The 25,044-nt window shown below is 70.4% G+C and carries 28 protein-coding genes and 1 pseudogene; 8 read left to right on the forward strand and 21 right to left on the reverse strand.

The window, feature by feature from the left end:
- The 18 genes from ABEA87_RS27785 to ABEA87_RS27875 all read right to left on the reverse strand — a co-directional run bounded on the left by ABEA87_RS27785 (position 1) and on the right by ABEA87_RS27875 (position 16,490).
- The gene (locus ABEA87_RS27785; RefSeq protein ID WP_345634495.1) at positions 1-387 is read right to left on the reverse strand and encodes a GPW/gp25 family protein; all 387 of its coding nucleotides are present in this window, start codon (positions 385-387) and stop codon (positions 1-3) included.
- Entirely contained in the window at positions 384-776 is a 393-nt protein-coding gene (locus ABEA87_RS27790; RefSeq protein ID WP_345634497.1) for a PAAR domain-containing protein, read from the reverse strand. The genes ABEA87_RS27785 and ABEA87_RS27790 overlap by 4 nt, the downstream gene beginning before the upstream one ends.
- A 30-nt stretch (positions 777-806) precedes the next feature.
- Entirely contained in the window at positions 807-1,442 is a 636-nt protein-coding gene (locus ABEA87_RS27795; protein WP_345634499.1) for a phage baseplate assembly protein V, read from the reverse strand.
- A gap of 1 nt (position 1,443) precedes the next feature.
- A complete protein-coding gene (locus ABEA87_RS27800) occupies positions 1,444-2,475 on the reverse strand; it encodes a phage late control D family protein (RefSeq protein ID WP_345634501.1) in 1,032 nt (343 codons plus the stop codon).
- 5 nt (positions 2,476-2,480) lie between these two features.
- Positions 2,481-3,182, reverse strand: a complete 702-nt coding sequence (locus tag ABEA87_RS27805) for a CIS tube protein (protein WP_345634503.1) — start codon at positions 3,180-3,182, stop codon at positions 2,481-2,483.
- Positions 3,183-4,629: 1,447 nt separating this feature from the next.
- On the reverse strand, positions 4,630-5,175 hold the full coding sequence (locus ABEA87_RS27810) for a phage tail protein (protein ID WP_345634505.1): 546 nt from the start codon (positions 5,173-5,175) through the stop codon (positions 4,630-4,632).
- Positions 5,172-5,345 (reverse strand): DUF6760 family protein, encoded by a 174-nt coding sequence (locus ABEA87_RS27815; protein ID WP_345634507.1) that lies wholly within the window; start codon positions 5,343-5,345, stop codon positions 5,172-5,174. Before ABEA87_RS27815 ends, ABEA87_RS27810 begins: the two co-directional genes overlap by 4 nt.
- Positions 5,342-5,734 (reverse strand): hypothetical protein, encoded by a 393-nt coding sequence (locus ABEA87_RS27820; protein WP_345634509.1) that lies wholly within the window; start codon positions 5,732-5,734, stop codon positions 5,342-5,344. Before ABEA87_RS27820 ends, ABEA87_RS27815 begins: the two co-directional genes overlap by 4 nt.
- Positions 5,725-6,162: a phage tail protein gene (locus ABEA87_RS27825; protein ID WP_345634511.1), complete on the reverse strand. Its 438-nt coding sequence runs from the start codon at positions 6,160-6,162 to the stop codon at positions 5,725-5,727. The genes ABEA87_RS27820 and ABEA87_RS27825 overlap by 10 nt, the downstream gene beginning before the upstream one ends.
- 38 nt (positions 6,163-6,200) lie before the next feature.
- The gene (locus ABEA87_RS27830; protein ID WP_345634513.1) at positions 6,201-7,382 is read right to left on the reverse strand and encodes a phage tail sheath family protein; all 1,182 of its coding nucleotides are present in this window, start codon (positions 7,380-7,382) and stop codon (positions 6,201-6,203) included.
- Positions 7,358-8,554 carry a phage tail sheath family protein gene (locus tag ABEA87_RS27835; protein WP_345634515.1) on the reverse strand — a complete coding sequence of 399 codons (1,197 nt, stop codon included), beginning with the start codon at positions 8,552-8,554 and terminating at the stop codon, positions 7,358-7,360. Before ABEA87_RS27835 ends, ABEA87_RS27830 begins: the two co-directional genes overlap by 25 nt.
- 20 nt (positions 8,555-8,574) lie before the next feature.
- Positions 8,575-9,153 carry a DUF4255 domain-containing protein gene (locus ABEA87_RS27840; protein WP_345634517.1) on the reverse strand — a complete coding sequence of 193 codons (579 nt, stop codon included), beginning with the start codon at positions 9,151-9,153 and terminating at the stop codon, positions 8,575-8,577.
- 36 nt (positions 9,154-9,189) lie between these two features.
- Entirely contained in the window at positions 9,190-10,518 is a 1,329-nt protein-coding gene (locus ABEA87_RS27845) for an eCIS core domain-containing protein (protein ID WP_345634519.1), read from the reverse strand.
- Between the two features lie 55 nt (positions 10,519-10,573).
- Positions 10,574-12,100, reverse strand: coding sequence for a DUF4157 domain-containing protein (locus ABEA87_RS27850; protein WP_345634520.1), 1,527 nt, complete (start codon positions 12,098-12,100; stop codon positions 10,574-10,576).
- Entirely contained in the window at positions 12,097-14,010 is a 1,914-nt protein-coding gene (locus tag ABEA87_RS27855) for an ATP-binding protein (RefSeq protein WP_345634522.1), read from the reverse strand. Before ABEA87_RS27855 ends, ABEA87_RS27850 begins: the two co-directional genes overlap by 4 nt.
- Positions 14,010-15,062: an AfsR/SARP family transcriptional regulator gene (locus ABEA87_RS27860; RefSeq protein WP_345634524.1), complete on the reverse strand. Its 1,053-nt coding sequence runs from the start codon at positions 15,060-15,062 to the stop codon at positions 14,010-14,012. Before ABEA87_RS27860 ends, ABEA87_RS27855 begins: the two co-directional genes overlap by 1 nt.
- A 566-nt stretch (positions 15,063-15,628) precedes the next feature.
- Positions 15,629-15,865: a hypothetical protein gene (locus tag ABEA87_RS27870; RefSeq protein ID WP_345634526.1), complete on the reverse strand. Its 237-nt coding sequence runs from the start codon at positions 15,863-15,865 to the stop codon at positions 15,629-15,631.
- Positions 15,866-16,148: 283 nt separating this feature from the next.
- The gene (locus ABEA87_RS27875) at positions 16,149-16,490 is read right to left on the reverse strand and encodes a hypothetical protein (protein ID WP_345634528.1); all 342 of its coding nucleotides are present in this window, start codon (positions 16,488-16,490) and stop codon (positions 16,149-16,151) included.
- Positions 16,491-16,770: 280 nt separating this feature from the next.
- Between ABEA87_RS27875 and ABEA87_RS27880 the strand changes: the two genes are divergently transcribed.
- The 3 genes from ABEA87_RS27880 to ABEA87_RS27890 all read left to right on the forward strand — a co-directional run bounded on the left by ABEA87_RS27880 (position 16,771) and on the right by ABEA87_RS27890 (position 18,996).
- Entirely contained in the window at positions 16,771-17,154 is a 384-nt protein-coding gene (locus ABEA87_RS27880) for a hypothetical protein (RefSeq protein WP_345634530.1), read from the forward strand.
- Between the two features lie 89 nt (positions 17,155-17,243).
- Positions 17,244-18,464, forward strand: a complete 1,221-nt coding sequence (locus tag ABEA87_RS27885; RefSeq protein WP_345634532.1) for a low temperature requirement protein A — start codon at positions 17,244-17,246, stop codon at positions 18,462-18,464.
- Positions 18,465-18,663: 199 nt separating this feature from the next.
- On the forward strand, positions 18,664-18,996 hold the full coding sequence (locus ABEA87_RS27890; RefSeq protein WP_345634534.1) for a Rossmann-fold NAD(P)-binding domain-containing protein: 333 nt from the start codon (positions 18,664-18,666) through the stop codon (positions 18,994-18,996).
- A gap of 275 nt (positions 18,997-19,271) precedes the next feature.
- On the opposite strand, the gene ABEA87_RS27895 is transcribed toward ABEA87_RS27890, so the two are convergent.
- Positions 19,272-20,135, reverse strand: a complete 864-nt coding sequence (locus ABEA87_RS27895; protein ID WP_345634535.1) for a LysR family transcriptional regulator — start codon at positions 20,133-20,135, stop codon at positions 19,272-19,274.
- A gap of 97 nt (positions 20,136-20,232) precedes the next feature.
- Here ABEA87_RS27895 and ABEA87_RS27900 point away from each other — a divergent pair.
- The 3 genes and pseudogenes from ABEA87_RS27900 to ABEA87_RS27910 form a co-directional block, all read left to right on the forward strand.
- Positions 20,233-20,535, forward strand: a pseudogene (locus tag ABEA87_RS27900) (aldo/keto reductase); the annotation flags it as partial.
- Positions 20,536-20,954: 419 nt separating this feature from the next.
- Positions 20,955-21,110 carry a hypothetical protein gene (locus ABEA87_RS27905; protein ID WP_345634537.1) on the forward strand — a complete coding sequence of 52 codons (156 nt, stop codon included), beginning with the start codon at positions 20,955-20,957 and terminating at the stop codon, positions 21,108-21,110.
- Positions 21,111-21,295: 185 nt separating this feature from the next.
- Positions 21,296-22,093 carry an SDR family NAD(P)-dependent oxidoreductase gene (locus ABEA87_RS27910; protein ID WP_345634538.1) on the forward strand — a complete coding sequence of 266 codons (798 nt, stop codon included), beginning with the start codon at positions 21,296-21,298 and terminating at the stop codon, positions 22,091-22,093.
- Positions 22,094-22,263: 170 nt separating this feature from the next.
- On the opposite strand, the gene ABEA87_RS27915 is transcribed toward ABEA87_RS27910, so the two are convergent.
- Together ABEA87_RS27915 and ABEA87_RS27920 are read right to left on the reverse strand one after the other, a co-directional pair.
- Positions 22,264-23,214 (reverse strand): alpha/beta hydrolase, encoded by a 951-nt coding sequence (locus ABEA87_RS27915; RefSeq protein ID WP_345634539.1) that lies wholly within the window; start codon positions 23,212-23,214, stop codon positions 22,264-22,266.
- On the reverse strand, positions 23,211-23,576 hold the full coding sequence (locus ABEA87_RS27920; RefSeq protein ID WP_345634541.1) for a nuclear transport factor 2 family protein: 366 nt from the start codon (positions 23,574-23,576) through the stop codon (positions 23,211-23,213). The genes ABEA87_RS27915 and ABEA87_RS27920 overlap by 4 nt, the downstream gene beginning before the upstream one ends.
- A gap of 132 nt (positions 23,577-23,708) precedes the next feature.
- On the opposite strand from ABEA87_RS27920, the gene ABEA87_RS27925 reads away from it, so the two are divergent.
- Both ABEA87_RS27925 and ABEA87_RS27930 read left to right on the forward strand, forming a co-directional pair.
- Positions 23,709-24,524 carry a MerR family transcriptional regulator gene (locus ABEA87_RS27925; RefSeq protein ID WP_345634542.1) on the forward strand — a complete coding sequence of 272 codons (816 nt, stop codon included), beginning with the start codon at positions 23,709-23,711 and terminating at the stop codon, positions 24,522-24,524.
- Between the two features lie 56 nt (positions 24,525-24,580).
- Entirely contained in the window at positions 24,581-24,760 is a 180-nt protein-coding gene (locus ABEA87_RS27930; protein WP_345634544.1) for a hypothetical protein, read from the forward strand.
- Positions 24,761-25,044: the final 284 nt, after the last annotated feature.

A 25,044-nucleotide genomic window follows, 5' to 3' on the forward strand; every position in this document is an offset into this window, starting at 1 on the left:
TCACTCCAGGTAGAAGGGGTAGACCAGGTTGACCCGGCTGTTGCTGGACCGGACCTGGTACGTGATGGCCACCGACAGGCGGCGCGGGTCCTGCGGATCCTGCGTCGTCGTCACGTCGACGACGTCGATGCGCGGCTCCCACTCGGCCAGCGCCTCGCGGACCGCCTGCGAGATCTGCCCGGCCGTGCCGGAGTCGACCAGCGCGAAGACGTAGTCCTGGATGGCGCAGCCGTAGTCGGGCCGCATCACCCGCTCGCCGGGCGCGGTGGACAGGATCATCCGGACGGCGTCGTCGACCGCGCCGTCCGGCTCGGCCGAGCGCAGGACCGTGCCGTCGTCGGCCAGCCGGATCGGGAACGCCCAGCCGCTGCCGAGGAAATCGCTCACCCGATCATCACCGTCCCGGCCGCGACCACCGTGCCGGCCGGCACGTCCTGCGGGTCGTTGCACGTGTCGGCGCGATCGCCGGCCCGGGCGGCGGGTCTGCCGTTGATCCTCACCGTGGCGCTGCCCTGCCGGATCGTGGCCAGGTTTGACGGCGGACGCTGGAAGGCGGTGCCCGGCGCGGCCGGCAGGTGCGGCGGCGTGTTGGTCGCCGTGCTGCCGACCACCGCCGCGGGTTTACCCATGATCATTACATCGGTGCTGACGCCGCCGGAGATGACGCCGCCGAACGGGTGCGGCAGAGCCACCGGCGGCGCCTGGGCCGGCGGCAGGACGATGTGCACGTCCACCCCGACCACGCGGTCCCCGGCCTTCGCGGCTGGCTGTCCCATCGTCTCCCGCCTTTCCCGGTTGGGCCGGCCTCAGTTGATGTTGACGATCGAGCCCTTGAGCACCAGCTCGCCGTCGGCGGTGACCTTCGCGGTGGCGCCCTGCACGCTCAGTTCGGTCTGCGCCTGGATCTTCACCGAGCTGCCCTTCAGGGTCAGCGTGCCGCCCTCCGCGCTGATCGTGACGTCCTGGCCGGCGCTCACGGTCACGGCGTTGGCGGCGGTGTCGATCACGATGGAGTTCTTTCCGCTCTTGTCGACGACCTCGATCTTCTCGGCGCCGTCGGTGTCGGTCAGCCGCACGACGTGCCCGCTGCGCGACCTGATCATCCGTATGTCGTTGTGGCCGTTCTCGTTCGCGTCCGGCGGCTTGTCCACCCCGTTCCACAACGCACCCACCACGTACGGCCGCTGGGAACTGCCGTGCTCGAAGGCCACCAGTACCTCGTCGTCGACCTCGGGCGGAAAGAAGACACCGCGCTGCGGCCCGGCCATCGGTACGGCGATCCGGGCCCAGTCGGTCTCGGTGCCGTCGGCCAGCCAGGGCAGGCGCAGCTTCACCCGGCCCAGACCGTCTGGGTCGCGGGTGTTGGTCACGATGCCGACGCAGACGCCCGGGAAATACTGGGCCGTGTGGCGCTGTGTGAACAGCTCGTCGTAATCGCCCATGTCACACTCCCGATCGCCGGACGTCGAAGCTCGTCCGGAAGCCCTGATCCAGCCCCAGGTCGTGGCGGACGGCGGTCAGGTAGTACACGCCGCTGAAGGTCTTGCCGGCGCCGGTGATCCGCACTGTGGTGCCGGCCCGCAGGTCGGGCCGCCCGGCCAGCTCAGCCTCGCCCCGGACGTAGCCGTCACCGAGATCCGCCCGCAGCCCGCGTGCCACCCAGTCGGCGTCCGCCGCCGTAGCCACCGGCGCGTTGACGAGCACCGCGTCCGTGCTCAGCCCGAAGGCCCGGTCCGAGTCCGCGCCGCCGCCGGTCGCCCGCAACCGGGCCGTGATCGGCTGCTTGGTGCCCGGGTCCCAGCCCCGAACGACGGCACTGCCGGCCTGGCCGATCGAGCTCAGCCGCGGCGTGAAGCTGCTGAGGTCGTCGGTGACGTCGAGCACCACCGACGGCGGCGCTTCGTCGGCGGGCGGATGGAAGTGCAGCACCCGGTCGCGGACGAAGAACTCGTACCCGATCAGGTCGGCCCGCTGCCGGAGGAGTTCCAGATCGCTCTGGTTGCTCTGCAACACGAGTTGGTGCACTGTCTCGCTGTCCGTTACCTGGGCGCGCAGGCCCGCCTCGATGGCGACGGTCGAAGCGATAGCGCTGTCCTTGATGGCGGTGAAGCCCCGGGTCTTGCGGCCGCGGGCGAGCCGATGCCGGTGGTCGTACCCGCGCACGGTCAGCGTCGGAGGCTCGTCCTCGGCGAACGAGGGCTCCAGGCCGGTGATCTCGCCGGTCATGACGGCGGCCAGCGCGCCGACGTAGCCGAGCTGGATCGTCACCTGGTTGCCGATCGCGAAGGCGGGGTCGTCGGGCCACGTCACGGTCAAGGTGGCCGGATCCCAGCAGTACAGCTCGATGGTGAACATGCTCGGAGTGTCGATCGACTCGTCCACCTGGATCGCCCGGATGTCGCCCACCGCGGCCGGGGCCAGCGGGGCGCCGTTCACCAGGACGGCGAAGTCGGGGACGCTCGAGTTCGACAGCATCGCCATCACCCGGCAAGCTTGGGGATTGTGAGCACGGACCCGGGCAGCAGCGTGCGCGGGTTCGCGATGCCGTTGGCCACGGCGATGTCCCGCCAGCGGGCCGGGTCCTGGTACTCCTGAGCAGCGATGCTGGCGAGCGTGTCGCCGCGCCGGACCACCCGGACCTTGACGACGTCGGCCGAGTGCGGCTCGTTCGCCTTGGCCTCGGCGGAGGTCTGGTACTCGATGAAGGTGCAGTTCAGCGTGGCCCGCACCGGCGTGCCGTCGCTCGCGAACATGGAGAACCGCTGGTCCAGCTGGGTCAGCACGCCGGTGAAGATCTCCGACTGGGTACCCCAGCTCAGCCGGCACACCGGCGGGCTGTGCAGCTCTCGGTCGACCTCCGCGAGCACGGCGATCCGGCCGGTGGCCCGGGTGACGTCCTGACCGCTTCCGTACGTGTCGAAGAACAGCTCGACCGACAGCGACTCCGGTTCCAGGCCGAGGAACTGCTGCGGCGCCGCCCACTTGGGGCTGCCGCCGCTCTTCACCTTGGTCCGGTGCCAGTTGACTGAGCGGGAGCGGCTGATCTGCCCCGGGTTGTAGGCCAGGGTCACGGTCTGCGTGGAGCGGGTCGCGCCGCCGGCGTAGCTGATGCGCAATTTCTGCACGTCGTCGCGCGCCGATCCCGGTAGCCCGGTGATTCCGGTCAGGTCCAGCAGTCCCATCAGCGCATCCTCCGGCGTTCGGCCTCCACGGCCAGCTGCCGCACGATCCGCCGCTGCACCTGTGCGGCCAGCCGGTCGAGGTCGACGGCTTGGTGACCGGCCTGATGAGCGGGCGTGGCGGACGGGTGAGGGAGATCGGGCCGCCTGGACGGCACCGGGCCCAGCTCGGCCGGCGTTCGGGCGGCCGAGGCGTGTGTGGAGGCGACCGACGAGGTTTGGGCGGGGGCGCCACCGGCCGTTCCTACTGTCCGGGCATCGCCGGCCAGGGGCAGTGGGACCCTGCCGGCGACGGCCGGGGAAGGACCGGTGGAGGTCGGTGGACTCGCCGTCCGGGTCACGGATGGCGTGGACCGCGGACGAGTCGGGCGGACGGCGAGCGGTGCGGTCGCGGCCACCGGCGTCGGGTCTCGGGGCAACGGGCCCGAGCCGGGCTCCTGGCGGGGCGCGGTGGTGCCGGCCAGGGTGGTCGGGAGGGCGCCAGCGGCCGGGGGATGCGGCGGCGTCGGGCGGGCCGGACGGGGCTGGCCCGACGGCGCGGGGGCCGGCGTGAACCCGGTCGGGGCCGTGGGGAGTGCGTCCGTCGGGGCGGTGGCCGCCGGGTACCGGGCTGCGGGGTCCGCGAACGCCGCGGTCGAGGCCGTCCGGGTGGCCGAACCCGATGCCATCGACGGCGCCCCGTGCGGCTCCGCCCACTCGATGGAAGACGAGTCCGAGGATGGCGGGATCGAGGAGACCGGAGCCAGCGACGGCGGGATCGCAGACGGCGGGGTCACGCGCCCAAGGGGCGCGGATGCCGGCGTCGATGCGGACCGTGGGCGGGCGGCTGGAGTCGCCGTGCCTGGAGTCGCCGTGCCTGGAGTCGCCGTGCCTGGACTCGAGGTGCCTGGAAGTGGCCCGACCGGGCTCGACCCGACCGGCGCCGCCGTGCGTGGCGGCGTCACCGGGACGACGGGGATCGGGACGGCCGCACCGGCGATCGGCTGCGCGCCGGAGAACTCGGCGATCCGGGATTCCGTCCGGACCGGACCCGAGCCCGGGGGGAACCGGTCCTCGCCGTCGCGGACTCTACCGACGCCGGCCGGCGCGCCGCTCGTCACGGCATCGCGGGCGGGGCGCGCCGTCGCGGCCCTCAACTGAACCACCGGTCCGCCGCCGGGCGCCCCCACCGGAGTCACCGGAGCCGGCCGGGTCACTGGAGCCATCACGGGGGCGGCGCCACCGGGATGCACCGGATTCGCTGCGGCAGGCGGGACCGGCTCGGCGTACACGAACGGCATCCCCTCCAGGCCGTCGGGCCCGGCCATTCCGACGTACCGCTCGATCAGCTCGGCCAGTGGCAGCGGCGCCACCATCCGCTCGTGCCGGGTCAGGATGCGGTCGACTATCTCCGAGCGGTCCACCAGGCCAGGGCGGCGGGCCCGCCGCCAGAGCCGGGCCTGCATTCCGGTCACCGCAGGCCCTGACTGATCGCATTGCCGAGAGCGGCGGCCTGACCGAGCAGCGGCTTGGTCAGCCCCTCATGCGCGACCTCGATGGCCTCGACGCCCAGCCGGTCGTCGGTGGCACTGAACTCGGGGCCGGTCCAGCTGACCGGCAACCCGTTGCGGAAGTTCCACCACATCACCGGGATCTGCTGGCGGTCGAGCAGCAGGATCGTGCCGTTGCGGCGCTGGATCCGGCCGGCGACGGCGTCGGCGTGCCAGTTCCACAGCACGCTGCTGGCGGTCAGGCCGTGCCGCAGCGTGAGGTTGCCGGACGTGGCGCCGGTCGGCAGCGTGTGCACGTACCCGTTGACGCCGCCCTCCCGGTACTCCTCGGTCTCGAGCCGGCTTCCCAGCCCGGTTACCTCGGTGAAGCCGCCGACCAGCAGGCCGTCGATCTCGACCGCGAAATTGAAGGTGGGGAAGGGGTCCAGCGCCGGGACCGCCGGTACCCAGGCCCCGGCCACCGAGGCCGCCCAGGACAGGCCCAGCGGCACGCCGGAGGACGTCATCTCCTGGCTCCCGTCTGCTCGTTCAGTCTCTGGTTGATCCGGGCTATCTCACCGACCCAGCGCCGCCGTTCGGCGTGTTCCAGCCGCATGATCTGCTCGTATGGCCAGTGGAAGTGAAAGGCCACGTACGCTACCTCCTCGTGCAGCTGGTCCTCGGGGTAGCGCGTCATCCCCCCTGGCCGGCGGTCTCCACTTCGAAAGCCTGCGCGCAATGCGGGCACTGGACCTGGAAGCGGGGGTTGCCGGTGAGGTTGATCCGTTGGTAGAAGTCCTGCAGGTAGGCGAGGTCGGCGGCGTACAGGTTCTCGATCGTGCGGGTATTGACGTGCTCCAGGCCGCCCAGCCTGGTGATCACCCGGGCCAACAGGATCACCACGAGATAGCCCGGGTTGGCCCGCACCCGCGGGTCCTTGATGGGTTCGATCTCGTCGAACGCCGTGGCCAGGCGCATCGCCCCGTCCCGGTGCACGGTGCCGCCCGGCCCGGCGAGGCCCTGCGGGAGGGTGAACTCGAACTCCGTGGCCCCGGTCTCGGCCACCGAGCTGCCCACTAGGTCCACTGATCGACCTCGATCCGCTCGTACGCGAGGGTGATCTGCTCGACGGCGATCTCGTCGCTGCTGGCCGACAGGCTCGGGCCGGACCAGGACGTCGGCCAGGCCTCGAAGAGGTTCCAGGTGATCTTCGCATTGCCGGCCTCGTCGAGCATGCTGATCGAGATCGTGTGCCGCTCGACGGCGCCGCTCGCCGCCTTCTGCCGCCACTCCCAGAGCTTCGAGTCGCTGGTGAAGCCGCGGCTCAGGGTGATGTCCGAGTAGGTGTTCAGGCCGGGCTGCTTGCGCGAGCTGAGCTGCTTGTCGGTGCCCTCGCGGTACTCGGTCGCGCTCTGGTTGCTGCCCAGTCCCGAGCATTCTCGGAAACCGGCCCGGGTGATGCCGTCCAACTCCACGGCGAAGTTGTAGCCGCCGTAGGGGTCCACTCTGGCCATGTCGCTTCTCCTTGGTCTGTCGCTGCTGATCAGGGTTGTCAGGCGGCTCGCACGTCGCTGCCGTCCGCGGTCCGGACGACGGTGAGGACCAAGACCTCGGCCTGGGCGGCGAGGCAGACCCCGACCTGGGTGACGACCTGCCCGGTCGCGCCCGTGTCCGGCGGGTTCGTCTCGCTGTCGCACTTGACGAAGAAGGCGCTGTCCGCGCTGTCGCCGCGCAGGGCGCCGCGCCGGTACAGGCCCTCCAGGTACGCGGTCAGCTCGCGCATGATCCGCACCCAGAGCCGGACGTCGTTCGGCTCGTCCACCAGGTCGGTCATGAACGTCTCCAGCCGGCGGACGATCTCGGCCACCACGCGCCGGGCGGTCACATCCCGCCAGGCCGGGTCGTCGCTGACGGTACGGGCGCCCCAGATCCGGAAACCACGCCCCGGCAGGGCCAGGACGGCGTTGACCCCGGCCGCGCTCAGCTGTGCCAGATCGTCGGTGGCCCAGTGGACCTGCACGTCCAGGACGGTGCTCAGCGGGATCCCGGCCGGCGCCCGCTGCGTGCCCGAGGCATCGTCGACGGCGGCGTACACCCCGCTGACGTGCCCGCAGGGCGGCACCATCAGGTTGCCGTCGGCGACCAGCCAGGGCGCGTAGAGCGCCCCATAGGCGGCCGACGGGCCGGACAGCGCGGCCCGCTGAGCGAGCACGGTCGACGCCGACCCGCTCGGCACGGCGTCGAGCACCGCGAACCGGTCGCCCCGGGCCGCGCAGTGGTCGAGCACCTGGCGCTGCCGGTCGGTCACCGCGGTCAGGTCGGCGGTGTCCGGCCACGCCGACGCGGTCACCAGGTCGGGCACGCAGACCAGGTCGGCGTCGGCGTCCTCCAGCGCGGCCAGCCCGGCGGCGAGCGCGCCGGGCGCCGGCAGGTCGTCCCGCAGCCGGACCACGTGACACCGCTGACCGCCGTTGGCGAAAAAGCCGTCGACGGCCGCCGCCAGGTATCCGCTGGAGCCCGGGTACGCGCTGGCGAAGTCGCCCGGCCGCGCCAGCGGCGTGGTCGTCCACGGGCCCGAGCCCGCCCGGCCCAGGAACGCCGGTACGCCGGTACGCAACGCCTGGGCGGATGCGGGGGCGGTGACCTGGAAGTACAGCCCCGGCGCCGGGTAGGTCGCCATCAGCTCGCCATCGACTCGTCGGCTCGTGGTCAGTTCGAGGCCGGGCCGGACCATTGGCTGATCCGGAACACCACGAACTCGGCCGGCCTGACCAGGGCCACCCCGACCTCGGTGACGAGTTGTCCCAGGTCGCGGACCTCCTCCGGGTTGGTCGTCTCGTCGCACCGGACGTAGAAGGCCTGGGCGGCGGTGTCGCCGAGCAGCGCGCCGGACTCCCAGACGGTGGTCAGGAACGCACCGACGTTGCGCCGGACCTTCGACCACAGGTCGGGGCCGTTCGGTTCGAACACCGCCCACTGGGTGCCCTGGTCGATCGACTCGCGCAGGTAGAGGAACAGCCGGCGGGAGCTGATGTAGGTCCACTCCGGGTCCTCGGCGCCGCCCATCGTGCGGGCGCCCCAGATCGTGGTGTTGGTGCCGAACTGGCGGATCACGTTGACGCCGTCGGGGTTCAGCCCGGCCTGATCGGCCTTGCCCAACACGGTCTCCACGCCGAGCGCGCCCCGGATGATCTCGTTGGCGGGCGCCTTGAAAACGCCGCGCTGGGTGTCGACCCGGGCGTAGACGCCCGCGATGTGGCCGCTTGGCGGCTGGTAGACGACCGCACCGTCGTCGTCGGTCAGGCCGACGTCGATCCACGGGTAGTAGATCGCACCGTACGAGCTGTCCCGGCACAGTTGGATGCCGCCCTTGGTGAGGGTGGTCGTCTGCTGCCCGTCGAGGATCGCGAACCGGTCCTGCGCGTACTGGCCCTCGCAGTGGTCCAGTACGGCGTCCTGAACGGCGGCGCTGACCGCACCCGGTACGGCGACGATCGCGATCTCGTCGATGGCCGCGAAGCCGGCCAGCGCGGCCTCGACGTCCTCGGCCGAGGAGATGTCGGCCACCGACGTCACCCAGCAGCGGCTGCCGCCGTTGTTGAAGAACCCGTAGACGGCGTTGCCGAGCATCGAGTTGCCGGCGCCCAGTTGCCCGAAGTTGCGGCCGAAGGCGTCCCAGCTGGTAACCAGCACGGCGGTGCCGTCGGCGGCCCTGGCGTAGAAGTCGGCCGGCTCCGGCGTCGTGCCGTCGGCCTTCACACCGGACCGACCGGGGATCAGCGGCATCGTCACGTCGTCCGCGACCGCGCCGACGAAACCGGCCGTGCTGGTGCCGACTCCGGCGATGGGCTGGATCGCCGAGGGCACCTCCTCGACGTAGACGCCGGGGGTGAGGTATTGGGGCATCGCGGGTCCTCCTCGATGGATCAGCCGGCCGGGGTGGAGTCCGGACTGAGGTTCAGGGTGCGGGTGGTCACCTGCGGACCGGCCGGGACCGGGTCGGCCACGTCGAAACTGAGGGTGATGGCGTAGTGCAGGGAGGCCTTGGGTCGCCCGCCCATCGCCTGCCAGAACTCGCCCAGGCTGTTCAGCTGGTTGTCGGCCGTGATCCGGGTCGGCATCGGCGGTTTCTGCCCGATGAGCTCGCCGCGCAGGTACTGCGCCGGGATCGTCCGGTGTCGGAGCAGCACCTTCAACAGCTCGCCGAGCATCCGGTGCTCGTCCTCCGCCGGGTTCGGCGCCGTCTCGGTGGGCCAAGCGGTGATCAGGTAGGAGCAGTTGACCCGGGCCGCCGGTGGCTGCCGCACCCCGTCGTCCACCTCCCAGACCCCGCTGCGCAGGCCGAGGTCCTCCCTGATGTCGTACAGGAAGAACGAGATGGCGGGCAGGGCCACGGACGCCGGCGGGAAGTCGCTGTCGGGCCCGACGAAACTGACCGCCACGCCGGGGATCCCGAGCTCGGACTCGACGAGCGCGGCCAGCGTGGCGTCCAGGTCCTGGAACATGCCTCAGGTCTATCGGGGCGGTGACTCGCGGGCGTCTCACGGTGCGTCTTCGACGCCGTCTTCCGTCGAGAGCGTCACAGCGACGCGGGCGTGATCGTCACCCTGATCAGTTCGTCGACGCCCGATCCGGCGAGTTGCGCGGGCAGGTTGCGGCCCGTGGAGACTCGGGGCATCGAGGCCCGCACCACGGTTCCGGCCAGGATCGCCTCTTCCTCTTCGCCGATCATCGGTGTAGACGTGGATGGCGAACGCCTCGGGCTTGGACAAGCCGGCCGCCTTGGCCTCCGGGGACGGCCGGAAGGGATATCTCGGGTCCGTCATGCCACCCGTGATGTGCGTGGACAGGGCCGGCAGGTGCCGGCCACCACGGGCGAGTGAGACCTCCGCCTGCGTGCGTTTCGGCGGTGTCAGGCGTGAATTGACCGATCCGCTCGTGGCCCCCGAGAGGAGCCGCTCGCGCCATTTCTTCTCCTTGACCTGCAGCCGGTAGGAGTCGATGGCGTGCTGGTGCGACAACTGACGGGTGGCCTCGTCTTTGATCGCCTGTACCAGCTCCGCGCGTTCACGATGGTCGCCGCCGACACCCCGGCTGTCCGACGCGTGCGCCGCAAGCCACGTCGTGGCGGCTTCGCTCAGCGTGGTCAACGCCTCGTCCATCCACTTGTGGTCGCCCACCAGAGTGAAGAGGGTCGCGTTCTTGACGCTGAACAGCGCCATGCGGAGGCCCTGCGCGCTGGTCCGGCCCCAGCTGTCGATGGTGGCCAGCAGTTCCGAGCCGGGGTCGTTGAGCGAAGGGATCAGCCCCCGGTCGCGCAGCCGCTTGATCACACCGTTGATCGCCGGAATCATGTGCTGGACCGTCGGGGTGCCGGCATCGCCGGATTGCTGGGCCACATGCGTCAGCTCGTGGGCGATCAACGCGCGGCCCGCACCGGTCGAAGGGGCGTACTGCCCGGCGCGGAAGTAGATGTCCCGGCCCCGGGTGAGCGCGAGCGAGCCGGCGCCGCGGTTGAGGCCGTCGGCGTGGAAGTCGGTGTGCAGGTGGACGCCGGACAGGTCGGCACCGGTGGCGCGTTCCATCCGGCCGCGCAGGTCGTCCAGGCTGGTGGCGGTGCCGGCGACGCGCTCCGCCATGCGATCGGCTTCGCATTCCCAGCGGTCGCCCGGCCGACCGGTGGCGGTCTTGGCCTGGACCACCTCGCCGAGCAGGGCCTGCACGGCCCGGTTGCCGTGGGACTGCTGCAGCCGACCGAACCCCGCGCCCGGGCGCCGTCCCCGGCCGGGCCCCGGCTCGGAGGCGACCGTGGGCGTCGCCGGTGCGGTGATGATCGTCGGCCGGAACGGCTGGTGCAGGCGAGCGATCATACCGAGCAGGTGTACCCGGTGGCCGTCTTCCGGGCGTCTGCCCGGCCGTCTCGGATCAGGGCGCGGCCGGCACGCCCCGGACGACGAGGCGGTACAGGTACCGCACACCGAGCTGGTGCAGGGCGCCGTACCGCGGGTGGTCCGGGGCGAGGGGCTCTTCGTGGTAGTCCTCGGTCACCAGCCTCGTCCCAGGCAGGATGACCTGCTCCTGCTCGTGGTCGTTATACGAGAACATGCTGATGTCGTACGAGGGCACGTCGATGAAATGGATCTCGATGGCCGTGTTCTTGCCGGGGTCGACGTTGGAGGGACCCGGCACGGACTTCATGAAATGGTTGGCCGTTCCCTGGCTCCGGCTCGCGCTCGAGACTCCCTTCGTATCCGTCGGGCCCACGGGGAAGTCCCGGTTGAGCAGGGTGCGCATCGCGTCGCGGGTGCCCCGCATGCCGCGCCAGAGCTCGATGCGCGACTCGGGCAGTTTCTGGAAGGCCGTCATCATGACGCCGGCGTGAACCCGGCCCTCCTGGTTCAGGGTCGCGTTCGTGGCGTGGGCGGCCCGGTCGTCGCGCAGGCCGGCCCGCTGGCTCGCCAGCCAGTTCGCGTCGTCGGCGATGGACGGATTGATGTACCTGAAGTTGTTGGTCGTGTAGATCTGGATCGCTGCCGTCTCGGCGCGGGTCAGGCCGTGCTCGGTGTCCTTCTCCGCGCGTTGGGCGGCCTGCAGGCCCGCGTCGGTCAGGGCCTGTAGGCCCCGCGAGCGGCCGGCCCGCCGGGCCTCCTGCAGATAGACGCCCTGGGCCTTGGACTGCCCGACGGCGGTCTTGGCGCCGAAGTCGAGCGTGTCGACCAGTTGGGAGCGGGCGGTCAGCTCCGGGCTGCCGGCCAGCCGCGTGGCATAGGCGGCCTTCCAGTCGCGGGCCACCTGCTTCAGCGCCCGCAGGTCGTGGACGAGCTGCACCTGGCGGCCGGCCCGAACCGCGCCGCGGACCGTCCGCGCCGCCTCCGCCAGCTTCCGGTCGATCCCGGACTCCGTCCACCGGTCCAACTCGTCGATCACCTGCGTCGAATCGTTCAGCGCCCGGACCAGGCCGCGGCGCTCGATCAGCCCGAGGACCTCGGGGTCCGGCGCCGTGAACGCCGTGCCGGCCGGGGCGGCGCCAGGGCCGAACGCGCGGCGGACGGCGTCCAGGCCGCGCATGTGCTGGACCGCGGGGGCGCCGCCCGCGGCCTGCTGGGCGACGTGGGTCATCTCGTGCGCGATCAGGTGGCGGCCGGCGGCGGTGTCGGGTGCGTACTGGCCGGACCGGAAGTACACGTCCGCTCCGCTGGTGAACGCCAGCGACCGCTGCGACCGGTTGAGCGTGTCGGCGCGCGGGTCGATGTGCAGCCGGACGGCGGACAGGTCGGCGCCGGTGGCCCGCTCCATCCGGGTGCGCAGGTCCCGCAGGTTCCCGGCCCGGGAGGCGATGTCGTCGGCCACCCGCTCGGCCTCCCGCTCCCACCGGTCACCCGGAGTCGAGACCACCGGTCCGCGCTCCCGCTGCCCGGTCCGGCGCTCGGGGTACTTGCTGGTGAAGGTCATGACTGTCCTCCCGGCCACGGTCCGTCCTTGGGGCTAGCGGTGATCTTGCCGAGCTGCTGGTACTCCCGGCGGGTGGCCTGCTCGAGATGCCGCATGGTGATGACGCCGCCGTCCGCGGCGGCCAGGTACGCCGCGCCGACGGCGATGTTGCGCAGATGGCCACCGGCCAGATCGATGCGGGTGGCCAGCAGATCAAGGTCGAGGTCGGCAGCCACGGGGGCGGCGGCCGGCCAGAGCTGCCGCCAGATGCGCAGCCGTTCCTCGACCCGGGGCACCGGGAACTCGATCACGGCGTGTAAGCGGCGCACGAACGCCTCGTCCATGTTCTTGCGCAGGTTGGTGGCCAGCACGACGACGCCCTCCTGCTGCTCCAGCTTCTGCAGCAGGTAGCTGGTCTGCAGGTTGGCGTGGCGGTCGTGCGCGTCCTTGACGGCGGTGCGCTTGCCGAACATGGCGTCGGCCTCGTCGAAGAACAGCACGCACTCACCGTCGTGTGCGGCGGCGAACACGCCGTCCAGGTTCTTTTCGGTCTCCCCGATGTACTTGCTGACCATCGCGGCGAGGTCGACGACGAACAGGTCGCGGCCGAGCTCGCCCGCGATGACCTGCGCGGCCATCGTCTTGCCGGTGCCGGAGGGTCCGGCGAACAGAACGTTGAGCCCGGGGCCGGACGCGACCGAGGCGCCGAAGCCCCACTCGTTCAGCACCTTGCCTCGGAAGCGGGCGACGTCGGCCAGCTCGCGCAGCCGCCGCGCCTTGTCCTGCGGCAGCACCAGGTCGGACCAGCCGTGCCGGCGCGGTACCAGCCGGGCCAGCCGGCGCAGCCGCCGGCGCGAGCTGTCCCGGGCACGGAGCGGGTTGAGTGGCAGCTCGACCCGGACGCCCCACGGCAGCACCGAGGACAGCACCTCGTCCGGACCGGCCACGATCACCGGACCGGGCAGGCCGGCTGCCCAGCCGGCCAGCTGATCGAGAACCGCCGGCGACCCGGCCAGCTCCTCCAGGCCGTCCAGCAGCGCCACCGATCCGGTGAGCCGGACCTCCCGGCCAGTCTCGGCCAGCAGCAGCCGCACTTCGGGGTCGGACAGCCCGGCGAGCCGGTCGGCGCGCAGGTGCAGCAGCGGCCGCCCGAGCCGCCCGGCGAACACGGCGGCCACCGGCCTGGCGTGCGCCGCGTCGGAGAGCGGGCAGAGCAGCACCGTACCGGCGGCCGCGGCCTCGACGAGCCGCGAGACGCCGTGCGGGTCCGGTTCGGCCCCGGGCCGGACCACCCGCACGATGCCCCGCCACTCCTCGGGAGTCTCGGGCTCGGTGCCCTGGCCGAGCAGGAACCGGGCGATCCGCGGTTCTAGCCGCACCAGGCGGTCGAGGAGGGAGACCGCCGCGCCGGCCGGCGGATCGCTCAACCGGACCAGCCGGTGGGCGACGAGCGGCGCGGACGGCGCGAAGCGCGCGCGGGCCGCGAGCTTGGTCGCCAGGTCGAGACAGGTCAGGTTCAGGATCAGGTCGACCGACGGCGACCGGCGGGTGATGTCGTCCTGCAGGTAACCGTAGAGCCGCTCGTAGCGCCGGTCGACCTCCGGAGCCAGGCAGATTAGCAGCGCGTCCAGGTCCGTGTCGTCCAGGTCGAACGCGTCGGCCATCAGGCGCAACGGCGGCCACCCGTCCTCCCGATCCGGCTCCGGGCGCCCGCCCGGATCCCCATCTGGGTTCGAGCCCTCATCCACGCGCGGGCCCGAGCCCGGGTCCGGGCCGGATGTGGCGCGCAGGAGCGTGTCCGCCTCCGTGTCGGAGACGTAGTAGGCGGACAGGTCGTCGCCACGACCGCGGAACCGGGCAATCGCCACTTCGAGAGCGGCGTCGAGCCGGGCGAGCTCGCACAGCAGCGGCTCGACCGGGGGCGCGGACATCAGCCGACGTTGCGCGGGTCGAGGTCGAACAGGGCCATCAGCCGCTGAAGGCTGGCCTGGATCTCGTCGAGCCGGGCGTGCAGGGCGGGAACGGCCTCGGGCTCCCGGCGGACCAGCGGCATCGCGACCGTGCGCGTCGGCGGCGCTTCGTCCCGCAGGATCTGCTCGTACAGCTCGCGGGTCTGGGCCGACGGTCGGACACCGAACTCCCGGCTGAGGACATCGGCGCAGAGATGGAATTGGCGCACCGCCTCGCCCCGGTTGCCGACCTCGTGGTGCAGGCCCATCAGCTGCCGATGAGTCGATTCACGTGCCGGGTCGTACCGCAGGGCCGTCTCGCCGTAGCCGACGCCCTTGAGGTAGAGCTGGCGCACCCGGCACCACGCAACCAGCTGCTCGAGCATCATCAAATAGGCCTGCTCGAACCGTGTCCGCTCGGGCAGGCACCATTCCTGGGGCCAACCGGCGAGCAGGTCACCACGGTAAAGGCCGACGGCATTCTCCAACGCCCGGCCATCGGAGTCGCTCAGTCTTTCCCCGACATTCGTCAACAATCCTGAATATGCCTGGTCGAATTCGCGGACATCGGTCCAGGCGACGGCGTGGGAATTAATCTGCAACCAGCCCGGACTTGAGTTGTCCACCAACTCTTTGCCCATACTGTCGGAGGCCGGGTTGAGCACGGCATTGAGTTTCCAAAGAGCTTGCCGCAGATATCGCTTGGACAATGTGCCGGTCTCGTCGGGCCAGAGGAAATCGGACAGCAGCTCGCGGCTGTATCTCCGCCTATGGTGGACGAGCAGGAAGCAGAAGAGCTCCAGCGATTTCGCTGGGATGCGCTTGGTCTCGCGACCTGATCGATGCACCGAAGGTATTCCGAAAAGCCTGACGCTCAGTCCGTTCACACCGTTGTCCTCACGACGCGACGAACGATCAGGACGACTCCCAAGGAAATCGAACTGACCCGTGACATTACGAAGCCTACGGCGGGAAACGCCGGTCGACAAGGCATCGATCGGTGCTTTCTGAAACGTCAGTCGGGCAGCCGCCACGGCCCGACAGGACAAGCCGGAGATTAGCTCTTCGCGCGCTGTTTGCCGGAAGATACACCTGTCACTGGCCCGAACAGGTCATCAGGGATGCCCGGCGAAATGACGCGGCGCCGTGCGCCCCTCCGGGGGCTGCCCGGTTGGTCCGAACCCGCGCTACGACCGCCCGGCGGCAAGGTTCACCGTCGCGCCGTCGTGGCGGGAGACGGCGCCCACCATCCGCGAAACTCCGAACGGCGACTGGGTCGATGTGCAGAACGTGCATTTCGCCGGAATCCTGTGCTGGCAGGGCCCCCGGCCCGTACCGGCGGGGTACTGGCCGGAAGAACTGGTACGTCATCTTTCGGCCGTGCCGGGTCGACAGGCCACCGCATCATCTCGCGGCTGCTGCGTCAGCGGATCGAGCACGACGACCCCGCCATTGATGCCACCGCCGCCGCGGCCACCAAGTGGCGGAACGCGCCGTCATCACCGGCCGCTGACCCATCGACGACGAACCGGTCCGGGGCGACCCACCCGCATCGAGCGCCTATGACCGCCGGACGACCCCTCCGGAGGCGGCGGTCGTTTCAGCACCTGCCCCGATCGGTGACCCTGGTGGGGTGGTCGTGGGCTCGCTGGGGAACGTCCGGCGGTGCCCGGTGACTGATCGGATCGAGGACAGTCGTCGTGGCGGGCTCCCCGACCGCGTCGCCGGTCTCCGGGGAATCGTCGTCGAGCAGCGCGGCGCCGGTCTTCGCCCGATGCCGGGACGGCGGCCTCGGCGGCTGTCGTCGGAGAAGGGAAACCCAGGTGCGCTCGGTCATGACGACTCCCTGTCTGTGAACGACGCGGTTACGGCGCCACCGGGGACTCGAGCGACCCCCGAAGTGTACCCGTACATCGCGACAAAAAGTGCTCCGCGATTCCGCGTCACCTCACGGCCGGCCGGTCGTTCGCGTATCAGCGCGGCAAACTGCCCGGGACCCTGGCGGTGCGCCTGGATGCCAGGTGAGCCCAGAGGGAGAACGAGATGCGTTCGACCGGTCAGATCCTGCGATACCTCACCGGACGAGTAGGCACGGGCGACCACGCCGCGTTCCGGTGCCTCTACGCGATGCTCGCGCCCACGATCCTGACCAGAGTCCGCCAGGACCTGTGCGACGCGGTGCAGTCGATGCACGTCGTTCGTGCCACGTTCTCCGAGGTCCGGTGGATGTGTGCGTTCGACCACCGGTGCGGTGACGGATGAGCATTGAGCGCGATCTGCAACTGTTCGGCAAGCGCGTCGCGCCGGTGGATCGCGCGCTGCTGCAACAGCCCGACGGTCGCGATGCCGGCCACCGCCTGCCCGACCCGTAGCTTCTCCAGGTCCAGCGCGCCCGGCGCGGTGGTGAAGAGATTCAACGCCCCGATGGTCTCGGCGCGTAGCCGCATGGGCAGGGCGTGCACGGTGGCGAAGCCGACCTCGGTGGCCGCGGCGGTGAACCGCCGCAGGCCTCCTCGTTCACCTGCGCAATCGCGTCGACACCGCCGTCACCCGGCGAGTCGGCCGGGGGTCGAGCATCCTGACCGCTGCCACCCCGATCCTCACCGCCGCCCTGGTGCTCATCGTCGGCCTCGGCCTGGCGCTGCGCAGCGTTCTGCCTCTGCTGCACACCCCGATGTGAACCGCTTGACCGCCGCGGACGATACGAGAGCAGGCACGCCAGCGATGCCATACCCGTCGCTGGTGGATCCCGGAGTGCTGAGCGCGGCGCATTTCCTGTATGCAGCGGACGTCATCGATCGCGAACCGCTCGAACTGGTCGCCATGTTGGCGTTCGAGGCGGAGCAGGCGGGCCACCGGCCCGGCCCGGGCACAACGTCACCTAAGGCCGATGACTGGGTCCTGCTGGCCGAGTGCCAGGTCAGCAGGCCGGGAGCGGGCGCGGCGATCTTCTGGGCGATCCAACGCGACGACCTGATCGCACAACGCTTCGGGCGCGCGCCCGCTGTCGTGGACTGGAATCCCTGCGCCGGACCCGCGCAGATCCAGCCCAGACGCACTGATCTCGGCGGATCCGGTTGCCTCGGCTGGCGGGCCGCGCTCGGTCAGCGTCGAACCGCTCGCTGAGCAACTGCTCGCGGTCCATGACGTCGCCCCCGAGGTGGCCAACGGCTAGCGGAATTGAGTGGGAGCGGGACGCTGGGGAACACAGCGTCATGGGTTTGAGATCGTGGCTGCAACCGAAGGTGATCACCGATGAGATGCACCGGGCCACGCTGTTCGAAATCGTCTTCGACCTCGTGTTCGTCTTCGCCCTGACCAGGGTCACCTCATTCATGAATCAGCGACCGACGCCACTGACCCTGACGCAGGGCTTCATCGATCTACTGCTGCTCTGGATCTCCTGGCTCACCTACGCCTGGCTGCACAATCAAGCCCGCGCGGACATCGGCGTCATCCGCGCGGGCACGACCACGGCGATGGCGGCCGTCTTCGTCGCCGGCCTCGCCATCCCGAGCGCCTGGGGCAGCACCGGAAAAATCACTTCCCCGCTGATCCTGGCGCTGGCCTACATCACGCTCCGCGCCCTGCACTCGATCCTCTACACACTGGCCGCAGCCGGCAACCGGCGCCTGCACATCACCCTAAAGCTGTACGCGGTTACCACCGTGCTGTCCTGGCCGCCGCTGATCGCTGGCGCGATACTCGGCGGCACCACACAAACCGTGCTCTGGGCGACGGCGCTGGGGATCGACTACCTCGGAGGGTACCTCTCCACGAGGCTGAGCGGGTGGCCCCTGCACAGCCCAAGCCATTTCAGTGAACGACACAGCCTGGTCCTGATCATCGCCCTCGGCGAGTCACTCATCTCGGTCGGTGCCGGCGCCGGCACCGCACGACCTCACCCGGACGTCGTCGTGGCGGCACTCCTCGCCTTCCTGTCCACAGTCTGCCTCTGGCGGCTCTATTCCGAGAGCGCGGCGGTCGTAGCTGAGCAAGCGCTGACCAGACAGACCGGAATACGGCGCAGCCGCATGGGCGGCAACGCCTACAGCCGAGCCCATTTCCCGCTGATCCTCGGGATCGTCTACATCGCGCTGGGCATCGAGCAGGTACTCGCCGAACTCGCTCGTGCCCGATTAAGCGCCGGCATCGACGCCAGACTGAGTTGGACCGCGACCGCGGCACTGTTCGGCGGGGCGACGCTGTACCTGCTCGGTCGAGTCGTGTTCCTGCGCCTGACCACCCGCACCGTGACGCCAGAACAACTCTTCGCACCCGCCATAGCGCTCCTACTCCTGCCCGCCGCTCGGGAGTTGCCCAGCCTGGCCGCGCTCGGCCTATTCACGGCATTCCTGATCGCCCTGGCCGTCTACGAGCACAGCGTCACGCCCGCACTCGTTTCCGACGAGGGCGACGCGATCACCCCACCGTAGAAGCCACAACTCGTGTCCGCACTCATACCAATGCTCTTCCCATCACAAATTTCTGTGTCCGTGAAAGCGACCGCGAATGAATGGCTTCGACGAGGGGGCTCAGCTTCGCGTCGATGGCGACCTGGGAGAGTTCGGAGCCCGGCTGGATGAGGCACTCCGCATGATTCGGCCGAGCCTTGGTCGACGGCGCCGCGACCGAGTGTCCGGCTACCCGGGAGATGGCACCCAGCGCTGGCCGGCCGTGCACGCGCTCGACGTCGCGGTGCTGTTCCGACTGGCCCTCGAATCCGCCCCCGCCGGGACGGAATGGCAGGCCGTGGCTGACGAGGGCGACAAGGTCCGCGACATCGCGGCTGTCATCGGTCGGCGACTGGGCCTGCCGGTCGAGTCCGTTCCGGAGGAGACCTACGGCCCGTTCGGCCCGATCTTCGCGATGGACCAGCCAGCGTCCAGCGCCCACACCCGGGAGGCGCTCGGCTGGAAGCCGGTCCACCCGAGCCTCCTCGACGACCTGGAGAACATTCAGCCCTGACTGGCCCGCGACTACTGACCTTCTGCCAGTCAGCGTCGCGATGATCAGTTCCCCGTCGTCGGTGAGTCGCACCTGTCCGGTCGCACCCTTCGCCCACAGCGCCTCCATCGGCAGGCGCTGCGACAGCCGCCCCAGCGCGGCATCCGGCGCCGACCTCACGCGCGCCGCCCTGTCGCCCCTGCACCTTGGCGTTGCGCGATGCTCTTGTACCTCCCCCGGAGCGACCAATCCCCGCGGTCAGGCCGTGTATCGCGGCGATGGAAAGCGAAGGCGGGTCATAGGCGTGTGGCCGTGCGGATCAGCCCGGCGAGGGCGAGGGAACGGCTGTGCGCGGGCCAGGCGATATGGGTGACGACGGGGGGTGCGTCGGTCAGTGGGACGGCTGTGTGCTCGGCCCATAGCCACGTGCGGGCCGAGTCGGGTAAGACGGCCACGGTGCGTCCGAGGGCGATGAGCTGGGCCAGCTGCGTCTGGTCGTGGATTTCGGGGCCCGGGCCGGGCGGGTACGTGCCGTTGCGGGACCAGCGGGCGAGCGGAAGCTCGGGGATGTCGCTGACGTCGGCCAGGGACAGAGTCCTGTGCGCGGCGAGGGGGTGCGCGGCGGGCAGGACAGCGATCTGCCCCTCGGTCATCAGTGGCTCGCTGTCAAAACCGGCGAGGGAGTTGAACGGCGCGTGCATGAGCGCCACATCGGCGCGGCCGTCGCGCAGCATCCCTTCCTGCTCGCACAGGCCGCTGGGTAGCACCTCGATCTCGACGGCGTCCGGCTCGGCGGCGTAGGCGTCGAGAAGCTTGTGCAGCAGCTCATGAGACGCGCCGGCCTTCACCGCCAGCACCAGGCGGTTGCGGGGGCCACCCGGAGTGTCGGCGCCGCCGGCGCGACGGGTGCGGCGAGCGGCAGCGGTGGCCGCGTCGAGCGCTGCGCGGCCCTCGTGCAGCAGCATCTCTCCGGCGCCGGTCAGGGCGACGCCGCGGCGGTTGCGTTTGAGCAGGGAGACGCCGAGGCGCCGCTCAAGCTGCTGGATCGCCCGGGACGGCGGTGGCTGGGCCATGCCGAGGCGCTCGGCGGCGCGACCGAAGTGCAGTTCGTCTGCGACGGCCATGAAGTACCTCAGCTCGCGGGTCTCCAAGATGTCCATGACCACAAACGTAGCTCGCCGGTGATACCCGCCGGGTATGACAGGTCACTGTATCGGTATTGGATGCGTCTGCTGTCCGCGAGTGAGCATCGACGGCATGAACGAGAACACACCCTCCGCGTCGTTGCCCGGCGGCACCTGGACCCTCGGCGATCTGACCGTCACCCGCTTCGGCTACGGCGCCATGCAGCTCGCCGGCCCCGGGGTCATGGGCCCGCCCGCCGACCGCGACGGCGCGCTCGCCGTCCTGCGCGAGGCCGCCGGCCTCGGGATCACCCATATCGACACCGCCAGTGCTTACGGACCACGTGTCACCAACCAGCTGATCCGTGAAACGCTGCACCCCTATTCCGAATCGCTGCACATCGTGACCAAGGTCGGCGCGGTCCGCGATCAACAGGAGCTCGCCGAGTTGGACAAGATCGGCCTGTAGTGCCGTGTCCACTAACGTTTGCCCGGTTGGGCGGTTGTTGTGGATTCTCGCCGCCGGATGGCGGTCGAGCGACTCCCCACCGTTGCTGGTGGGGCGGGCCACGGCTGGCCAACGGACCCTGATGCTGCCGCTGGGGTGCGGCGGCGTGGGTCACGCCGGGACTGGCCGGCACCGGGTAGGTGCCGGCCGGCTCGACGGTGCGTGATCACCTCCGGCAGTACCGGGGTGAGGGTTCCGCCGCCCGGGGTGCGGGTGGCGATGATGGCCGCCGCGACAAGGTCGCGGTGCCCGGTGGTCTGGCAGTGGGGGTCTTCGGTACGAGTACCACCTCACGCCCGCCGGCGAGCAATTGCGGATCGTCCTCGGCGCGCTCCAGCAGTGGCGGCGTGGATCTTGCCACCCTGTCCACGCTGGTCGGCGCGCTGACGCTTGCCCGCGCCACCGCCGGGTCAGACCTGTCGGAGCGCATCCTTGCCGCGGCCCGCCAAGCGCTGCCCGACACGACCGCGGCCCACGAGGCTCCGCCCCGCGCCGAGGGCTGAATCTACCCGTCTGAACCGCGCCCGCCGGATTATCCGGTGGGCGCCTGTTCATAGCGGTATGTCTTATGTCGGCCGCTGCCGCGTCTCCGTTTGCATCACTTAGATGATGGATATAATCTAAGCTAAGTTGTAAGACGGGTGCTCATCGAGCAACCGCTTCCGATCCCAAAAGGAAATCTGCCTCCATGTCTGACACGAACACGCAGGGCATCGCCGTGGTCACCGGGGCCTCGGCCGGAATGGGCGCCGTGTACGCCGACCGGCTCGCCCGCCGCGGCTACGACCTGCTGCTGATCGCCCGCGACAAGAGCCGGCTCGAGGCCGTCGCGGCGAAGGTCACCGCGGGCACCGGACGCTCGGCCGAGGTGCTGGCCGCAGACCTCGCCGATCCCGCCCAACTCGCGAAGGTGGAAGAGCGCCTGCGCACCGACGAATCGATCTCGCTGCTGGTCAACAACGCCGGCGGTACCGTCTTCGGCCCGCTCGCCCAGGCCGACCCGTCCGAGCTGGAAGACCTGATCACGCTGAACGTGACCTCGCTGACCCGGCTGACCACCGCCGTACTCGCGGGCTTCACCCGGCGGGGCACGGGCACGATCATCAACCTGTCGTCCGCGCTGGCATTCAACGTGCTGCCGGTCAGCGCCGTCTACAGCGGTACGAAGAGCTACGTGGTGGCGTTCACCCAAGCGCTGCAGCAGGAGTTCGCCGAGACCGGCATCCGTATCCAGACGGTCTTCCCCGGCGCGGTCCGTACCGATTTCTGGACCGGTTCCGGTATCGAGGTCTCCGCGTTCCCGCAGGAGTGGGTCATGTCCGCCGACGACGCGGTCGACGCCGCCCTCGCGGGGCTGGACGCGGGCGAGCCTATGACTCTGCTATCCCTGCCGGACATCGCTGACTGGGACAAGTTCGACGCGGCCCGCCAGGCGATGATCCCGAACCTGTCCCGGTCGGTTCCGGCCGACCGCTACCGGAACTGACCCGTCCCACGCAGAGGTCCTCGTCGGGGTGGAACTCCCACACTCCCGCCGAGGACCGTGTGGGGCAATTGAGACTCCGGCCCGTAGAGGGAGCCTCGCCGGCGCTCTCGATGCCGGCAGCGCTACCCGCACCGTTACTACGCGCCGCCCACGTCGGGCCGTCCGCTCCGTTACAGGTCGGCGACCGCCCGTGCCCGGTCGGCCATCGCGCGTCGGGCCGAGTCCGCCCAGGGTGCGAGCCGCTCCCAGCCGTGAGGTGCTCCGGGGTGAACGTGTAGTTCCACCGGTACCGACGCCCGCGTCAGGCGCTGGGCGTAGGCGATGACCTCGTCCCGGAAGATGTCCAGGTCGCCGACGTCAAGGTAGGCGGGCGCGAGCCCGGTGAAGTCGGCAAGCCGCGCCGGGGCCGTCACCGGCGATACCGCGTCGGTGCCGAAGTCGCCGCCGAGCACGGCCTTCCAGGCCGTGTAGTTGTCGTCGTACGTCCAGGTGAGGAACTCGGCGCGCGAGGGGTCCGGTGTCTGCGTTCGGTCGTCGAGCATGGGATACACCAGGATCTGGCGGGCCAGGCTCACGCCCCGGTCCCGCGCCAGGATCGCCGAGCCGGCCGCCGGCGCACCTCCGCCGCTGTCACCCATCACCGCGACCCGGGCCGGATTCACGCCGAGATCGGGCGCGTGCTCGAGCAGCCAGGCGAGCCCGGCGTACACGTCCTCGGCGAGCGTGGTGCCGCTGCCTTCGTCGGGTGCCCGGCGGTAGCCGACGGACAGGAACGGAACTCCAGTCTGGGCCACGTACCAGGAGACGACCTCGTCGTACAGGTCCAGCGTGCCCATGATCATGCCGCCACCGTGTGCGTAGACGACGGCCGCGCCGGGCTGCGGGGCCGGCTCCGCGCGGGTGTACCAGCGCAGTTCGATGAGGACACCGTCAGGCGAGACGGTGAAACGCTGCACGCTGTCGACGCCGGACGACGGCGGAACCAGCGCCGCCATCGCCGCCTGGCCCAGTTCGCCGCTCGCCCGCAACGACTTCCAGTCCCCCCGCGCGCGCGGCGGCCCGTCCCCCCGCCCGAGAGCCGCCATCGCGGGGATGAGTTGGGGGTCCAGTTGGTAGGTCACCGCGACTGCGCCGGCTGGTTGAAGACCACGACCAGGCTGATGATCTTGTCGTCCCGGACACTGAAGTAGTTGGTCAGCACGACCTCCTTCGGCAGGTTCGTCCGGTCGAAGGTGCCGTCGTAGGCACCGCGCACGATGGTGTCGCCGTGGTGGTCGAGCACCTCGCGCACGTCGATGGTGACGTGGTCGCCCACCATCTCCCGCTCGACCCAGCGCCGGATGGCGGCGGCGCCGACAAACTCGCGGCGGGCGTCGTTGACGTACGCGTCGTCGGCGAACGTGCTCATGATGGCGTCGGTGTCCAGGGCGTTGACTGCGGCGACGTGTGCCGCGACGACGCCGGTGAGCCGAGTTGGTTGCATGATCCAAGCCTTTCTCGTCGCGCCGGCCGGTGCCGGCCCGGCTTCCATCACGCTCGTGGTTCCCCCGGCGGGACAGTCAAGATCTATCCGTGGACGAGACTCTCCCCCAGGGGGAGGCGGCACACTGGGGTCATGCCAGCTACCGTGTCGATCGGCGACTTCTCGCGGGCCACTCACCTGAGTGTGAAGACTCTGCGTTACTACCACCGGGTAGGACTGCTGGAGCCCGCCGATGTCGACGCGCACAGCAACTATCGCCGGTACACGGTCGAACAGATCCCGACCGCGCAGATCATCCGCCGGTTCCGTGAACTCGACATGCCGGTCGACGAGATCCAGAAGGTGCTCGCCACCCCGGACGTGGGGGTACGCAACGAGCTGATCGGCAGGCATCTGGCCCGGCTTGAAGAAGGGCTGGCGCGCACCCAGGCCGCCGTCGAGTCGCTGCACAACCTGCTGCGTCCCGCAGCCCAGCCACCGATTCACCGCCGCCGGGTCGAGGCCACCGCGGTCGCCGCCATCACCGAAACGCTGGACATTGCCGACGCGCTGCCGTGGTTCCAGGGTGCGCTGGGCGAGTTACGGGCGACCGTCAACGCGCAGAAGCTCACCGTCACCGGGCCGGCCGGCGGCGTGTTCGCCGACGAACTGTTCACCGACGAGCGCGGCCAGGCGACGATCTTCCTCCCGTGTACCGGCGAGGTACGCCGGGTGGGCCGCGTCGCCTCGCTGACGATCCCCGCGATCGAGCTGGCCGTCATCGAACACACCGGTCCGCTGACCCACATCGACAGCGCCTATGCGGCCCTGGCAACCTACGTGTCCCGGCACGCCCTGGCCGTTGACGGACCGCTGCGCGAGTACTACCCGGTGAGCATCCTCGACACGCCGGACGAGTCGCTGTGGCGCACCGAGATCGGATGGCCGATCTTCAACACGACCGCGTGACACGAACCCAGCAGCGGAACCGACCACAGCCCGCTGCCTCTGCCCATTGAAGCCGTATGGCCGCCGGGTGGGGCACCCGGCCGCTGGACACGATCGCGGCCAGCGACATCGAGGCCCTCCAACGCGACATGGCGGCCAACGCGTTACCCCGACGCGACAACCGAGGCGGAGTGTTGACCGGCGACGCCGAAGCGGAGCATGGGATTGGGCAGGCGCCCGGTCTGCCGTACTTCTGACACGGTGACGAGAGCCCGTCAGCCGGGGACCGTTCGGGCGTCCGCCCGGGTAACGATCCGGCCGACGACGGCGGGAGCTCAGCTACCCGCACGTTCCTTGAGAACGCACGCGACTGACCTACTACGTCGCTGAAGCCATCAACGACGCCGGGTCCACTGTCAGCAGCGGCCGCGCCGACGCCGTGAAACTGATCCACGAGCCCGCCGTCGGCGTGCTCACCGGCAACGGATCACCAGCCATCGACCAGCGGACCGCTAAAATCCGCGACATCCTCTCCACCCGG

It is taken from the genome of Rugosimonospora acidiphila (genome assembly GCF_039543385.1).
GTDB lineage: Bacteria > Actinomycetota > Actinomycetes > Mycobacteriales > Micromonosporaceae > Rugosimonospora > Rugosimonospora acidiphila.